Genomic DNA, 14,440 nt, shown 5'->3' with positions numbered 1-14,440 from the left:
CGGTATGAAAAGGCCGTTAAAGTACTCGGTGAGAAAGAACTCGAAAATGAGATTCTCAGAGAGCTGCTAAAAAAGAAAGACCCCGCTTATCTGAAAAACTTGAAGTAGCAGAACCATTTATTAAGCGGGGGGTGCCAGTTGCATTGGTTCTGCGCGTTCTAGGTATCTCAGAATCCACCTATTACGATCAAAAAAAACGGGCATCTTCTTCATCGGAGAGACCTGTAGAAAATCGGCGAGGTCGCCCAATACCCGGTTACTCTCTCACCTTCACAGGCGAGCGTGTATGCGACGAACAGATCAAGGAATGGCTTCTTGAACTCATCGAGGGGGAAGAGCAAGAGTATGGCTACAAGCTTCTTGCCCAATGTATCCGCGACAAGTATAAAGTGAGACTGGATAAAAAGAAATCGCACCGGTTATGTTCAGAGCTAGGAATTCTTCAAAAACCGCGCCAGCGTGTTCAATCGCACCCGCGAAGACTGCCGAAGAATCGTGTCGTGACGGGTTCTAACCAGCTGTGGCAAATGGATATTAAGTACGGGTATGTCATCGAGTCAAAGCGTTTCCTTTTTGTGCTCAGCATTATTGATGTATTTGATCGTGTTGTTGTTAAGCAATACAGAGGACCGGTTTGTGAGGCAAAGCATGCCGTGCAAACCCTTTGCTATGCTCTACAGGACCGCGTACAACCAGGTGACGCAATGCCAGTCATTCGTACCGACAATGGGCCGCAATTCGTCAGCAAACTGTTCAGGGACATGTGTGAATCCCTCGAAGTTATACATGAACGAATTCCGCCCCGCACCCCGGATATGAATGCTTACATTGAATCATTCCATAGCATACTCCAACGTGGCTTATTCAACAAAAGAGAGTTCATGACCTTTGAGGAGGCTTATGAAGCTCTTGATAGCTACATGGATTTTTACAATAACCGCAGAATGCATGGTAGTTTAAAACGGAAGCCACCAGCCGTCTTTTCAGAATGGGTTAAAACGCTGGAGGATTCTTCCGCATTCATAAAGCAGTGTAATAGCTCAAAAAAAAGCGATACGCTGCGTAAACTTAATTATTGGTGGATAAGACTCCGGATTTAGGGGGCCTAGCCGTTTTTGCAGGATTTACCTTCAAATTGTCTTAAGCCCCAGAAAAATCCTGCACTTTTGCAGGATTAATTCTGAACAGGTTACACTTGGAGGCAATGAACGTAAAGAAGATTGCCTTGCGAAGCATCTAGCGAGGCTTCTAGCAAAGCAATCTTCTTATGGCAAAGTGTCGATAAATCATTTACAAACCACAAATCGCATATAGATTACATTTTGTCCTAAATGGCCTTTTTCCGGCATAGAAGTCGCGATTCAACAACCCGTTTTTAACGGGCTCATTGGTGCATGGCAAGATATCTGAAAACGATCACTTGTTTTGAAAGCCACTAACAAACTCATTAAACTTTTCCTTATCCAGGGAGTAAGCACGCTTTGTAGACTCATCTATAAAAACATGACCATTACCCGTTACCACTATTACTCTTTCACTTCCATCCTTTGACTCGATCGCAATGGTATAGTTCCAATCAGCAGGTGCTGCTCCCGAATACGGAGGGGCATGATGAAGGAGTTCAGACAATTTGTTCAATTGCTCCGTTTGTTCGATTTCAGCGATAACTTCATTCGAGCCGCCGCCAATATAAATGGTTGCCTTACTAACCTCATCGCGTTTAAAATCAAACGGTTGCCTTGACGACATGTCAGCTTGCTTTAGTAAAACAATCTCTTTTGCAATAAGCGGCTTAGGATTTTTACTTTCTATATTTCGTCGGATATTGACGGATTTGGAAAGGACAACCTTTACCTCGGAGCCTGGTATTAAGTCATTAATCGTTATAGACTTCCCATTTACGTCTTTAAAAGTCGTGTTACTTGTATATTCGACCGAACAGCCATACCCAATGGCGTTGATCGGACCTTTCTTCCCTTTGTTTACTTCATCTGAACAGTCGACAACAACACTACTTGTTCCAATTTCCCAAGTATTACCCTGAAAGGATTCCGTGGACTCGGCGCATCCCGCTAAAAAAATGGCTGAAATAACCAAAGCTGCGATTACTCGATACATGATCTCTCGCCCCCTTTTAGTAATCATAACGAGTAGGATCATAATAAAGTTACGTAATTTTCCCAGCAAATTAAAGCCGTAAAACGGTTATATTCTCATTATTGCAGATTTCTCCATTATCGCGGAAGCCGTATCTTTCATAAAGCTTTTTGGCGGCAATGTTATTGGCCGAATATGGAATCCAACAGTATTGTGCAGGACCAGCCGGAAAGGTGCGAATAAATGCCAGAATCTTTGTCATAGCCTCCCTGCCGTAGCCCCGATTTTGGTGCTGCCTGTCAATCATGAGCCGCAGGATGCAATAGCTGTCGTCTGCGATTGCTGGTTGATCGTATCCGGTAGTTCCATAAGTAAGCATAACAAAACCGACCGGCTGCTCATCCGCATAGATGGCAAACGGAAACGGATGACCTCCATTGGTTGCCAGCACATAACTCGAAGCGACGCTCGACAAATTGGACGCAACAAAACGGCGTTGGTTCTCCGAGACCTCGAGATTAAATATGGCACGCCGGTTTTCCAAGGTTATTTTTCTGAGTGAAATCATAACTAGGACTTCTCCCTTCATGGATCGTTTTGCGCCGCGGTCGCATATATAACATACAATTTTCGCAAAAAAAGAAATAGACTTATATCGAATTTTTTTATAGACTATTATGTATCCATGCCTTTTTTAGGAGTTATCCTTTTACGCGGTTAACCGGCACATCTGTGCCGGTTTTATTCAAAGCCACAGCATGCCTATCTCTAATATCTCTATCAGAAGACCAGTTATGCTCGAGCAATACACCCATCAAGTCTCAACGGAAGACTGATGAAAAATCAAAGAACTCAACTCAAAATGCTAAAGCTTATGTAAGCCATTTCCCACTACCTTTTGTCGATAATTATTCTCACTAATTTTAATGTAAAAAAATGAGAGCTAATCAAACGATAATGATTTTGCTCCCATCTTATTCGTTGGTGTTACTATACATTTTTCTATGAAAAAAGCATTCTTGCAATCCATTCATTTGTTCAATATTTACGATCTTCTACTCGCCAAGTCCAGTATTTATTACCTTGAGACATCACAAATCGATCTAGCCATGTCTGGAAGTCACAATACAATGATCGAGCATCATCGAAATCACAAGGTCCCTCTGTCAGGTACATATAATCGTTCTTCCCTTTAGCTACAGCTTCTATATCAATAATAATGTTATCATCATATACACATGCAACTATAAGTTTAAAAGGATTATCATAAGGCTCATTGGTTCTAAAAATTTCATCAATCGAGAAAATATCGATTTCCCCGGAACATCCAACATTCGAAAATGGTCTAAATCCGTTAGTTATACTTAAGAATTTCAAATAATCTTCAGGCAAAGGGGAATATGACTCTAGTAAACGAGAAATTTCGCTTGAAGATGGTTCATAAAATATAAGTTCGCTGTCATACACAAACCCCTCTTCACATTGAATTTTTCGTGTACCGTGTTTATATAACTCACACAAAGATTTTATCGTTTTTTCTACTATCATCACATTTCACCCTTCACCTTAATTTCTTTTATTACATTATATACCAAGAAATTAATATGCCAACCACCATGGGTTCACGGCCGACCTATGAAATGCTTTAGGTAGAGGCATTAAATTGTAAAAGCTATTATCACCATATCTATTCCTTGGCTTTATATGATGAACCTCAGTATATTCCCCAGCCCAGTTTATGGTATTTAATGGATATGTCTTATTGTAAGCATCTTTAAATGCTTCTCTTTCTGTTGTTGTCCATTTTACATTAGGATTGTATCCTTTTGGTAATGAAGCAGAAGCAGGTTCATGCATAATACGACTTGCATATGGATCATAGTAATAAGGATACGGTACTCCTTTTGAATTAAGAAGCATCATATTGCTCAGGAAATCATACTCTGCAACAGGCAATACAATAATTGTTCCGTCAAGAATTTTCAGTTTTGCGACTGAATAATAAAAACCAGTTTCACTTACTGAGTAATAGTGTTTGGCAGTTGCTCCTACTTTAACTTCCGACTTCCAGAACTCCTTTTTAAACGAAGAACTTTTTGCGGAACCACTAAACTTTCTAGTATCGCTACTGTAAAAAGTTGTATGAAATTCCAATCCCTTTGGTTTATCACCGATAATACTAATAACTTTAGCTTCTGATACAATTCTAGGAAATGCTTCTGTATCAAGTGAAACAACAACAAGAATACCACCGGCATTCTTTGGGCTTACTGATAGTGTGTTTTTTTCATATAAATATTTTTTTTCCTTATTTTCAATAAATTTATGATGTTCATTTGAAGGAACAACAGTTACATTAAGTTCATCTGATTTTAAAGGATTTATTGAGTTCTGCTCAGAAGAATATTCAATATAATAATATGTATCCCTGGAGGCATTTGGATCCGATCCTAATTCTTCATAGCTTCCAGCAGACAAGTTTAATGATTCTGCAAGATCTAAATGATCCCTTGATTGTACTGACTCATTTGAGGGAGTTGCAAATACAGGAAGTACACCCAATACTAATGCTAATAATAGAGTAAATACAGATACCAACATTCTTCTTTTCACTTTTACTTCCACTCCTTAGTTCAATTATTTTTATTTACCGCTATCCCCCTTTTTCCAAACATTTTTAATACATAATAACTTTAAATGAAAATTATGGTAATGTTAATAGAGTTTTAGTCCCTATACAAATCGTTAAATATCTCCATGTATTTAATTTTCGATATAGTTATAGTAAAAAATAACCATATATTCATCATTATTGGCATATTGATTTAAAGATGTAAATAATTGTTTTTAGTTCTAATGACACATCAATAATACTTTTTCTAAGAAGCAAGGCTTAAATAATGAAAATCATACAGACAACCGTGTGTGCGCTTTCACACGATTCCTAAGCCCATGCCGTTGCGAGAATTACATTTCTTATGAGTCCTTACAGAATGGGTTTAGTTGGTTGTAACACCGGATTCCTCGAAGAGTTCCGGCATTCTTTGTATATAAGAATGCACATGAGCAAATGATCGGTTCAACCCACGCTTTAATATATTCAGAAACCATATTCAAGCCCTTGTGAAAGAACACCTTTCCGCTCTGTAACTGTTAATCGTCTCTCTGTTCATCCTCTTTCCCGGTAGCTATGGGGTATTAAGTAATTAAATCGCGTCTTCCCCCGCGACTCCACATGCTTGAGAGGTTATACATAAAAAGATGGGAGATTAGAACAGCAAGGTGGGAATGTCTCGGAGAACATGGCAGTGTCCATACGTCACGCCCCCCTTGGCTGCGTTTGGGTTCATTAAGGGAAAAGACCTAAAAGGAAGGTGTTGCGAAATAATATCACTGAGCCAAGACGAGTCATCAACCTGTGGCTAGGTCAAGCCAAATGAAATACCGAAAAAGGCCAAGTGAAGAAAGGTAGTACTGAAGGGTGATAGATCGGGCACATAGGAGGTTGTTTACTTAGAAGTAACGGAAAAGGAAAATAATATGTAAGAAGTATACTCACTCCAATGTGTATTTTTAGGAAATCGTTATTATTAGGAGTGTGCGCTAAATGACTCAGATTGCATTTGTTACACGGTATTACAAATTGGAATAAAATGATTCGGGATATAATCTCCCCAGTGACCTTTAAAGAGCAAGCGAAACTGCGAGTATTGTTGTAAATCACTAGGTTTATTTGATCATAGAATGAATCAATAACTCAATGAGATTCTTCCTTTGAACTAAAATTATTAACAAATTACCATGGGGCACTGCTCGAATTAACCGTAAAGTATTTAGTCCCAGATATTAATATTAAATTTCACTTTGGAAATACTTCGATTACAAAACATAAACGATAAGTTGAATGCGAACTTATAAGCTGCACAAATCACACTCAGTAATTAAACTCTGGAGAGCGATAGGTCTGCCGCTGGAGGGGTCACAATTGCAGACTTTCTCGTTTGGCGCTGACTACAGACAGGATTACAGCTTTAATTGTAAAATATGCGTAATACGTTATACTAATTGTCAACTCCAATCATTCCTTCACCGTCAAATACAATGCATTTCTCCGCATCGCTCCAATGGCAAGTCCTCAAAGAAATTCACCATTCTACATCCGTGCGCGTTGAATCTCCTTCCACTTCTCCTTCAAAGATACTAAATCTTCTACAAAGAACCTTAGCAGATTAGGCCGTCTTCTAACTGCAAGAGGATGATAAGTGAAGCTGATTGGCGTACCCTGGAACTCATGCCAGCTGCCTCGTAACTCCTTGACACTGGCGCTCTCCTTATCCGGGAATACCGCTTCCGCTACGACATTGCCAAAACCAAATAAAACAAGCGGCTGCTTCTGCAGGAGCTGCATCTGCAGATGTGGAAAACAAGCCGCTCTAGCCTCAGGCTTATTGTAGGCACGCATCGGCCGGCATTTTAACAAATAGGTGACATAAACATCGTTTGTATCTATCCCTGCCTCCCTCATGCCGAATTGAAGAGTTTCGCGGGTACCGCATAGAAATGAATTTCCTTGTTGATCCTCCCGGGCACCGGGATTATCCATAATCATCATTAGCGAGGCTTTCGAATTCCCTTCACCCCAGATGACACGATTGTGCTGCTTGGATAGTTCACAAAGCTCACAATGCTCGACACCTTCTGGCGCTTGTTCTTCAGGTAAGATTACAAAAGGATGATCCATTTCCAGTCATGCAGCTCCTTCCATTTACATACAATGACTCTATTATGCCCACCCTCAACAAAAACTTGCCGTTATCCGGTACGCCTTATTCGACGCCGTGCTGGCATATTCGCATAATAGCGCTTCATACATTTTAATATATCTACATAATTCACAAGTGGGCATGGGAGGTTGGATGATGTACGAGAACAAAGGAGCTGGCCCTAACAAATGGTCCAGAGATAACCCCGCTTTGCATTCACAGACAGTGGGGGAACGAGGCCCTGTACTGGAACAGGACAGCGTGCTGCATGAAAAGCTGGAGACATTCATTCATTCGAAAATATTGGAAAGGCCTGTGCATGCTAAAGGTTATAGCGCATTCGGCTACTTTCAGACCGTGCATGCCATGACGGCTTACACAGAGCTTTGTTTCTTGCAAAATCCGGGACAGCAAGTCCCCATCACGGTAAGATTCTCGCTTGCCGTCAGCAACAAAGGCACGCCTGATACTTCCCGTAACGTATTCGGATTTTCCACCAAGTTCTATACGAATGAAGGTGTGTTCGATCTTGTCTTTAACCATATCCCTGTGTTCCCCGTCCGGGATGCCATGCGCTTTCCCGAGTTTATTAATGCGCTCTCGCCATCGCCAGTTAACAACCTCATCGATCCGGAACGATTTTGGAGCTTCGTCGCCCGAACACCAGAATCGACAAGCTTTCTAGTCCGGCTCTACTCCGACTCGGGCACAATCAAAAGTCTTCAACACATCCCGGGGCACAGCGTCAATACTTTCGTCTGGAAAAACGCTCAAGGGGTCCGCACTTACGTGAAATATCATTGGTTGCCTCTTGCAGGGGTGCAGTATATCGACCGTCAAGAAGCGGCCAGACTCGCGTGCGAGAATCCGGATTATGCCGGCAAGGACTTATTCGATGCGCTGAATACGGGTAAAACGTTTGAATACGGGCTTTATGTACAGCTTATGAACCCTCAAGACGAGTCCGTTCTCCCCTATGATCCATTGGATAGTACAAAGGTATGGGATGAGCAGCAATATCCGCTGCTCCCGGTTGGAATATTAGTACTCAATAGAAATCCGGATAATTATATGGAACAAGTAGAAAAGTTGGCTTTCTCTCCTTCCAACCTGCTCCAAGGCGCAGAGTTATCGGACGATAAAATACTGCAGGGCCGCGCAAATATTTATTGGGATTCGGAGCGAAGGCGTCTTGGTCCGGATTTCCGCAAGATTCCAATTAATCATCAGCAGAACTGGACGCCCGATTCCCTTGTAACCAGCGGCAATGGAAGATTTGTTGAAGGTCACCTCGTGCGGTCCGCCATTCCCAAGCAAGACGACTTTACACAAGCTGGCCAGTATTATCATACGCTTGCCCCATTACAGCAAGAGCACCTGGTAGATAACATAGCCATCGAACTGGCCGTCATATCACCCGAGACGCAAAAAACCGTCCTCGGCTACCTGTACCAAGCGTCCCCTGAGCTTGGAGAACGTGTCGCACAAAAGATCCTGCACTACGAATCACATTGAGCAAAATCTTGCCTTTACTTTTGATAAAGTTCACCAGTATGTGTTTTCTAAATTCCATTTTCGGATAAAAACCGAAACAGCGATTCTTTCCCGATCAAATAGGGAAAGAATCGCTGCCACAGGGCTTCTACACCCTTGCAATGTATTTTGTCTGAAGTCAACACGGGGTCAAGCCTCAATAACTTGCGCATCTTCACTTTGGCTTTCTTTAATATTCTCCTTTAATTACAAAAAACGAGCCCCGAATAGTTCCAGCTAGCTTAGACTTCTGCCTGGCAAACTTAAACTTCTCTTCTAACTCCTTAGGTATCTCCATCCCCTCAGAAAGCTTAAAGCCAACGGCCCTCTTCTTAGGTTCATCAACTGTATACATAACGTTGACCTCAAGACCATCCTCATAAAAGACGTAGGCCATTTTGATATTTTCCACTTGAAAACGCGACGTTTCTAAAGGTTTGGCTGCAAACTCAATATCCCGTTCTTCTTTCAAAATTCGGTTCACATAATCAACGGTCTCCTGGCTTTCGCTGGCTGGTACAACCGCAAATTCATGCTTGTATTTATTCATAAAGTAACGGGCTTCGTTAGCACGTAAACCAGCAAGCGTTTCTGCTACAGGTGAAGACTCTAAACCAATCGCAGACACATTTTTAAAATCAACGATATAGGACATATGCATCCCTCCTAAAAGTTTTGTGAGCTTCCCTTCTTATCAGAACCTGCCTCGGGCAACCTACAACTGAAGCATTCACATATCTCTTATTTTCTAACAACAGGGATCCACATTTCGCCATAAAACAAGCCGTCTCGCTGTCCCATAACAACCGCTGCATTTGGACCGCCAACATAGGCAACATGATTTGCTTCAGGCAAGGCTTGACCAAACGCAATGCCCGTAACAGTATTACTCAATTCTTCAATAGTGTTCCCTTCTCCTTTAACAACCAGGTATTCCCCCTTAGGAAATTGAACCACTCTGGATTCTCTAGATTCTCCTGCTGCTGGTGCCGGTGCCTCTGACATAACGCCAGCATAATGCATCATCTTGTTATTCACTGCTTCGTTCACAATAAAAACGTAGTCATTTGTTGCAAGTGCTTTTAAATCGTCAAGTGTTCCATCTTGGCTAGCGGCTTGCCAAAAGTCTGACTTTTCCTTGTTTATGCCAGCAAAGTCTGTATATTGACTCTTAAGCTCAGTTCCAATACTTACAACGGTAAAGCTGTCTTTTTCTTCTAAAAAATAATTCGCCATATTCAAAAACCTTCCTTTTTTTTAAATTTTTTTAATATTATCTTCTTCACTTGATGAGTTTATGATAACCTTAAATCATGTCAAAAAGTGATACTGTTTAGGAGTCCTGATGAAAAAAGTTGAACGAATTAATATCATCATGCGGTATATCAACAACCGCGCCTATTTTACAATATCTGAAATTATGCGGGAATTTAATATCTCCCGTTCGACCGCTATTCGAGATATCAGAGAAATTGAAGCCATGGGGATGCCACTCGTCTCTGAAGTGGGAAGGGACGGGGGCTATTTTGTCATGCAAAACTCTGTCCTGCCCGTCGTTCGCTTTACCGACAATGAAGTCAAAGCCCTTTTTATTGCCTTTTTGGCGACAAGAAATCAACAACTTCCTTATCTAAAGAGCCGTCAGTCTTTAGCTGAAAAATTACTAGGTCTTATTTCGGAAAACCAGCAAGATGACCTAGTTCTTTTAAATCAAACATTGCTTTTTGAAGGGACCAACCCAAATAATCCCGACCTGCTTGAACTTTCAGACCTTCCCCATCCCATATTAGAAAAACTCATCCAAACCCTTCTTTTGGATCGCTATTTATTGCTTGCCATCAATGAAGAGAATGTAATAACATTTTACCCCATTTATCTGATGAACCTTTATCGTGAAAAAAGCTTTTGGCTGATTGAAGGCTTTAACTTAAAAGAAGAAAAGAAGCAAATCTTTCCTGTCGATCATCTTATAGATGTCAAACCCTATCCAACAAAAAATAGATTAAGTAAGAAAAAGATTTTAGAAAAAATAAGTAAACAGCAAGAAGATATCAATCTTGTTATTGAACTTGGTCCAAAAGCGATTGCCCAGTTCAAAAAATATCATCCTTTAAAAATCACGATTTCCTATACGAATCCTTATCAAACCACAGCCATTCTAAAGACTTTTGTCAATGTTAATATGCCCGAAGAATTAATCGAACTAACAAGTTGGCTGCTTTTTCTTGGTGAGGATATCAAGTTCAGGGAAGTACCGGATGAAGTTTTAGAAGGCTTACGAGAGAGATTAAGCTTACTTTGCCAATTAAACTGAGGGGAGACTAAATTTTTATGAATATAGCTGTCGAGTTGATGCAAAAATTCAAAGACCGCGAGACCCGGAATAAGTTAAAGGTCTATCAGAACAAAGTGGAGATTATCAGAAAACGGAATTTAGAAGCATGGAACGATGGGCAGCTTCAAGCGGAATCCCTCCGGCTGAAAAAAGAAGCAAAATCGGGTACGCCTTTGGATGAGCTGCTTGTCGATGCTTATGCGCTAGTCTGCGAGGCAGCGAAGAGAAAGCTCGGTTTACAGCCTTATAATGTCCAGATCATGGCGGCCATTGCTTTGCACGAGAGATTTTTGATCGAGCAGCATACTGGTGAAGGAAAAACACTCTCTGCTGTTATGCCTGCTTATCTTAACGCGCTGACCGGCGAGGGCGTTCATGTGCTGACCTTTAACGACTATTTAGCAAATCGAGATGCGGAATGGATGGGTCCAATCTATCGTTTCCTCGGGTTAACAGTAGACTCGGTTCAAGCGGGCATGAGCTTGTCCGAGAAACGAACAGCTTACGCTGCAGATATAACCTATGTTACGGCCAAAGAGGCAGGATTCGATTATTTGCGCGACACGATCGCACTAAACGAAGCCGATACCGTGCATCGTCCTTTCCACTATGTCATTGTTGACGAAGCGGATTCACTGCTTCTCGACGAAGCGCGGGTACCGCTAGTCATCGCCGGCGAGCCGGGCTTTTCCGGCAACGACGACATTCGTTTTGCAGCAGTGGTTAGGCAGCTCGAGCAAGATGAGCATTACGACTTTGACGAGTTCAAACGAAACGTTTATTTAAATGAAGCAGGCTCAGCGAAAGCAGAATCGCTGTTGAGATGCGGCAATTTGTATGAAAGCCAAAATAGTCATTTATTAATGTCGTTAAATTGCGCGCTGCATGCAGAATTGTTATTGAAAAAAGACGTCAATTACATCGTCAGGGACGGTAAAATCGAGCTGATCGACGAATATACCGGCCGCGTGGCGGAGAACAGGCATTTGCCAGACGGTCTGCAAGCCGCACTTTCGGCCAAAGAAGGGCTGCAGCCAAGGGCCGGCGGAAAAATTCTCGGTACGATTACCCTTCAACACTTCCTTAGCCTATATCCAAAGATTTGCGGCATGACCGCCACCGCACACGTTTCCGCAATGGAATTCGAAAATATTTATATGCTGCAGGTCATGCAAATTCCGACTAACCGGCCAAACATACGTATCGACCATCCGCATCGGATTTATACCCATAAATATGCCAAACTTAAGGCGCTTATACAAGAAATCTTGTCCGTCCATTCAATGGGACGCCCGATTCTCATTGGTACGTCTAGCGTCGAGGAGTCTGACATGCTGGCGGAGGCGCTAGCGGTTGCGGGCGTACCTTGCCATGTTCTGAATGCGAAAAATGACGCAAAAGAAGCTGAGATCATCGCCAAAGCGGGAGAAATCGGCGCCGTGACGGTATCTACCAACATGGCGGGACGCGGCGTCGACATTCGGCTCGGCGGCGGCAACCCCACGCAAGCAGAAGCGGTTGCCAAGCTCGGCGGGTTGTACGTGATTGGTACGCATATCCACCAAAGTGTAAGGATCGACAACCAACTGCGCGGGCGTTCCGGCCGCCAAGGCGACCCGGGAGATTCCATATTTTTTGTAAGCCTCGAGGACGAGTTGATCCTTCAGTTCGGCATCGATAAAGCAATTCGCAATCTTAGACAGGATGAAGCTCTCGAAGAGTCAGTACTCAGCAGCAAAATTGCACATATTCAGCGCGTCATTATGGGCCAAAACTTCCATATCCGCCAGGAACTGAACCGTTATTCGGATATGGTGGAGGAACAGAGGCGTATTCTATACGGGGAGCGGCTCGAAATTTTGAAAGGCGAGACGCCAATGAGCCCTTCGGAGCAGCGCGTGCGGCTTTATTATATCGACGAGTGCTGGGCTGACCATCTGGCATACGTTTCTTACATTCGCGAAGGCATCCACTTGGAGGGTCTTGTTAACCGCAATCCGATCGACGAATTTCATGTTCAAATCATCCGGGCATACGAGCAAATTCCGGCTAAAATAAATAGAGAGTCAGTAAAAATGCTCGCAAAGCTCGGAGGTTCGAATGATCCTGCGGAGTGGGAAAAATTTGGGCTGAAAAGCCCTACATCCACCTGGACTTATACCATCAACGATCAATACATGGAGCATAGTCGCGGCTCATGGAACCCAGGAATGATAATTGCTTATTGGATGCGCAGGGTTTTGAGGCCAGTATTTGGGTGGGAAAAATTTTGATTTCTAAGACCGTTTGTTGACTCCGTTTTGATTTTAAAGCATAAAATACATCGCCCAAGCCCTTTGGGCACAAGGCGATGTATTTGTCTTTCGTGTATTGCCCGGCACGACCGTAGTCTACTTTATTTCCCCAAGTCCCAATAATCCATCTGCCGTGCCAGTACCCCAATCAGATTTCCTTCGTCCAAGGCGATATACCCCCCGATCTGGAAGGAGTGAGGTGCGTCAGAATAAGGATGGGTAACCAAGGACATTCGCGCGGATTGCTCCGTCCCGTGCTTATCAGTCAAGCGAATGTCTGCCTGATAGCTGTAAACCGTCTTTCGTTGCCCAGTCAACGACAGCACATTACGGAAAACCTGATCCGCGTACGCTTTATAGACATCAGCAAAGCTTTCCAGCCCATCCCCTCCCTTCTCTCAGCTACCTATTAGACAACCGAACACCTAAAAGGATACAACTTTTTCAACAAATTATAGCATAAGCAACATGCAAAACATGGACAACAAGCAAATACAGAACCTGCGCAGCAGAACGGTCAAAACCCTCAAACGGTTAATTTTTCACCAACGCAAAGAAGTACATCGCCACACATACGATGCACTTCGAGTCCTATACTGTATATTTAGGTACCCAGAGGCTGGATGGTCTGTGTTGTGAACAGACGGAGGTTGCACTGCTGTTGCATGCAACTTGCTGGCGGTTGTTTGCAAATAGAGATTTTTATTTGCACCTATTGTTCTTCTTTCCTTGACACAACTTCAAGAAGTCTGTGCAAATATGCGATACCTCTCACTTGCTCAACCAATGCATAATCAATGTATTGAAGAGATTTAAGAGCAATTTCCTTAGCCTGAGACATGTTATTTTTATCAAGCTCCGATAATACTTCACGGACAATATCTAAGGAATAAGCAACTCTTTGAACGGCTCGGATGATAAGTACCTTGCGAATATCAGAGGAACTGTATATTCGAAATCCATTTCCATTTTGAAGCTTGGGCTTTATTAACCCTTCCTTTTCCCAATGACGAATTGAGGAAGCAGATGTATTCGCTATTTTTGCTACCTCTCCAATTGTAAAAAAATCTTTATTGGAGTACTTCGGAATATTAGCCAGTTGTTTTAAGTCAAGCATTTCTACTGTTTTTTGTAAGGTTTCCTTTTCAAAATGGAGGTCAACTTGTGCCTTGTTCATTTGCCACAGAACCTCAAGTTTATCTCCCTTTATAATGCGTGGCATAACTTCTCGAACAAATTCCATCCCAAATCCGGGAATAAGCGCACGTATACATTGAAAATAAGCCTCATGTTCCTTTGTATAGATGCGATACCCGTTCGCAGCTCTCTCAACTTTAGGAACAATACCCCAAGATTCATAATGCCTTAACGCACTCGTGCTGATATTCAATTTCTTGGCGATCTCAATACCGTTCATC

At 42.4% G+C, this 14,440-nt stretch carries 12 protein-coding genes and 1 pseudogene; 4 read left to right on the top strand and 9 right to left on the bottom strand.

The features are described 5' to 3' along the window. Nucleotides 1-110 precede the first annotated feature (110 nt). Nucleotides 111-1,100 (top strand): annotated as a pseudogene (locus V1L65_RS15570) (IS3 family transposase); the annotation flags it as partial. Nucleotides 1,101-1,416: 316 nt separating this feature from the next. Here the strand turns inward: V1L65_RS15570 and V1L65_RS15565 are convergent. From V1L65_RS15565 to V1L65_RS15545, 5 genes are all read right to left on the bottom strand, one after another. Next, nucleotides 1,417-2,118 (bottom strand): hypothetical protein, encoded by a 702-nt coding sequence (locus V1L65_RS15565; protein ID WP_331700104.1) that lies wholly within the window; start codon nucleotides 2,116-2,118, stop codon nucleotides 1,417-1,419. Between the two features lie 70 nt (nucleotides 2,119-2,188). Then, nucleotides 2,189-2,665, bottom strand: a complete 477-nt coding sequence (locus V1L65_RS15560) for a GNAT family N-acetyltransferase (RefSeq protein ID WP_331700103.1) — start codon at nucleotides 2,663-2,665, stop codon at nucleotides 2,189-2,191. Nucleotides 2,666-3,135: 470 nt separating this feature from the next. Further along, the gene (locus V1L65_RS15555; RefSeq protein WP_331700102.1) at nucleotides 3,136-3,645 is read right to left on the bottom strand and encodes an SMI1/KNR4 family protein; all 510 of its coding nucleotides are present in this window, start codon (nucleotides 3,643-3,645) and stop codon (nucleotides 3,136-3,138) included. A gap of 51 nt (nucleotides 3,646-3,696) precedes the next feature. After that, nucleotides 3,697-4,710, bottom strand: coding sequence for an HNH endonuclease (locus V1L65_RS15550; protein ID WP_331700101.1), 1,014 nt, complete (start codon nucleotides 4,708-4,710; stop codon nucleotides 3,697-3,699). A 1,540-nt stretch (nucleotides 4,711-6,250) separates the two neighbouring features. Further along, on the bottom strand, nucleotides 6,251-6,838 hold the full coding sequence (locus tag V1L65_RS15545) for a uracil-DNA glycosylase (protein WP_331700100.1): 588 nt from the start codon (nucleotides 6,836-6,838) through the stop codon (nucleotides 6,251-6,253). A 178-nt stretch (nucleotides 6,839-7,016) separates the two neighbouring features. Between V1L65_RS15545 and V1L65_RS15540 the strand changes: the two genes are divergently transcribed. Next, complete coding sequence (locus V1L65_RS15540; RefSeq protein WP_331700143.1) at nucleotides 7,017-8,375, top strand: catalase; 1,359 nt, start codon at nucleotides 7,017-7,019, stop codon at nucleotides 8,373-8,375. Nucleotides 8,376-8,583: 208 nt separating this feature from the next. Here V1L65_RS15540 and V1L65_RS15535 read toward each other — a convergent pair whose 3' ends face one another. Together V1L65_RS15535 and V1L65_RS15530 are read right to left on the bottom strand one after the other, a co-directional pair. Next, a complete protein-coding gene (locus tag V1L65_RS15535; protein WP_331700099.1) occupies nucleotides 8,584-9,048 on the bottom strand; it encodes a phage tail protein in 465 nt (154 codons plus the stop codon). A gap of 86 nt (nucleotides 9,049-9,134) precedes the next feature. Then, nucleotides 9,135-9,629 carry a GyrI-like domain-containing protein gene (locus V1L65_RS15530; RefSeq protein WP_331700098.1) on the bottom strand — a complete coding sequence of 165 codons (495 nt, stop codon included), beginning with the start codon at nucleotides 9,627-9,629 and terminating at the stop codon, nucleotides 9,135-9,137. Between the two features lie 109 nt (nucleotides 9,630-9,738). Between V1L65_RS15530 and V1L65_RS15525 the strand changes: the two genes are divergently transcribed. Further along, nucleotides 9,739-10,707, top strand: coding sequence for a helix-turn-helix transcriptional regulator (locus V1L65_RS15525; RefSeq protein WP_331700097.1), 969 nt, complete (start codon nucleotides 9,739-9,741; stop codon nucleotides 10,705-10,707). Between the two features lie 17 nt (nucleotides 10,708-10,724). After that, nucleotides 10,725-13,001, top strand: a complete 2,277-nt coding sequence (locus V1L65_RS15520) for a preprotein translocase subunit SecA (RefSeq protein ID WP_331700096.1) — start codon at nucleotides 10,725-10,727, stop codon at nucleotides 12,999-13,001. Nucleotides 13,002-13,123: 122 nt separating this feature from the next. On the opposite strand, the gene V1L65_RS15515 is transcribed toward V1L65_RS15520, so the two are convergent. Both V1L65_RS15515 and V1L65_RS15510 read right to left on the bottom strand, forming a co-directional pair. Then, entirely contained in the window at nucleotides 13,124-13,339 is a 216-nt protein-coding gene (locus V1L65_RS15515; RefSeq protein ID WP_331700095.1) for a hypothetical protein, read from the bottom strand. A gap of 395 nt (nucleotides 13,340-13,734) precedes the next feature. Next, nucleotides 13,735-14,439, bottom strand: coding sequence for a MerR family transcriptional regulator (locus tag V1L65_RS15510; protein ID WP_331700094.1), 705 nt, complete (start codon nucleotides 14,437-14,439; stop codon nucleotides 13,735-13,737). Nucleotide 14,440: the final 1 nt, after the last annotated feature.

The sequence above is a fragment of the Paenibacillus sp. IITD108 genome (assembly GCF_036541265.1).
Taxonomy (GTDB): domain Bacteria; phylum Bacillota; class Bacilli; order Paenibacillales; family Paenibacillaceae; genus Pristimantibacillus.
This window is presented reverse-complemented; position numbering and strand designations above follow the sequence as displayed.

What these genes read in the sequence shown, in the direction of transcription:
- V1L65_RS15560 (WP_331700103.1), bottom strand. Translation starts at nt 2,665, where the DNA reads ATGATTTCACTCAGAAAAATAACCTTGGAAAACCGGCGTGCCATATTT.
- V1L65_RS15540 (WP_331700143.1), top strand. Translation starts at nt 7,017, where the DNA reads ATGTACGAGAACAAAGGAGCTGGCCCTAACAAATGGTCCAGAGATAAC.
- V1L65_RS15545 (WP_331700100.1), bottom strand. Translation starts at nt 6,838, where the DNA reads ATGGATCATCCTTTTGTAATCTTACCTGAAGAACAAGCGCCAGAAGGT.
- V1L65_RS15520 (WP_331700096.1), top strand. Translation starts at nt 10,725, where the DNA reads ATGAATATAGCTGTCGAGTTGATGCAAAAATTCAAAGACCGCGAGACC.
- V1L65_RS15555 (WP_331700102.1), bottom strand. Translation starts at nt 3,645, where the DNA reads ATGATAGTAGAAAAAACGATAAAATCTTTGTGTGAGTTATATAAACAC.
- V1L65_RS15530 (WP_331700098.1), bottom strand. Translation starts at nt 9,629, where the DNA reads ATGGCGAATTATTTTTTAGAAGAAAAAGACAGCTTTACCGTTGTAAGT.
- V1L65_RS15510 (WP_331700094.1), bottom strand. Translation starts at nt 14,439, where the DNA reads ATGAACGGTATTGAGATCGCCAAGAAATTGAATATCAGCACGAGTGCG.
- V1L65_RS15525 (WP_331700097.1), top strand. Translation starts at nt 9,739, where the DNA reads ATGAAAAAAGTTGAACGAATTAATATCATCATGCGGTATATCAACAAC.
- V1L65_RS15565 (WP_331700104.1), bottom strand. Translation starts at nt 2,118, where the DNA reads ATGTATCGAGTAATCGCAGCTTTGGTTATTTCAGCCATTTTTTTAGCG.
- V1L65_RS15535 (WP_331700099.1), bottom strand. Translation starts at nt 9,048, where the DNA reads ATGTCCTATATCGTTGATTTTAAAAATGTGTCTGCGATTGGTTTAGAG.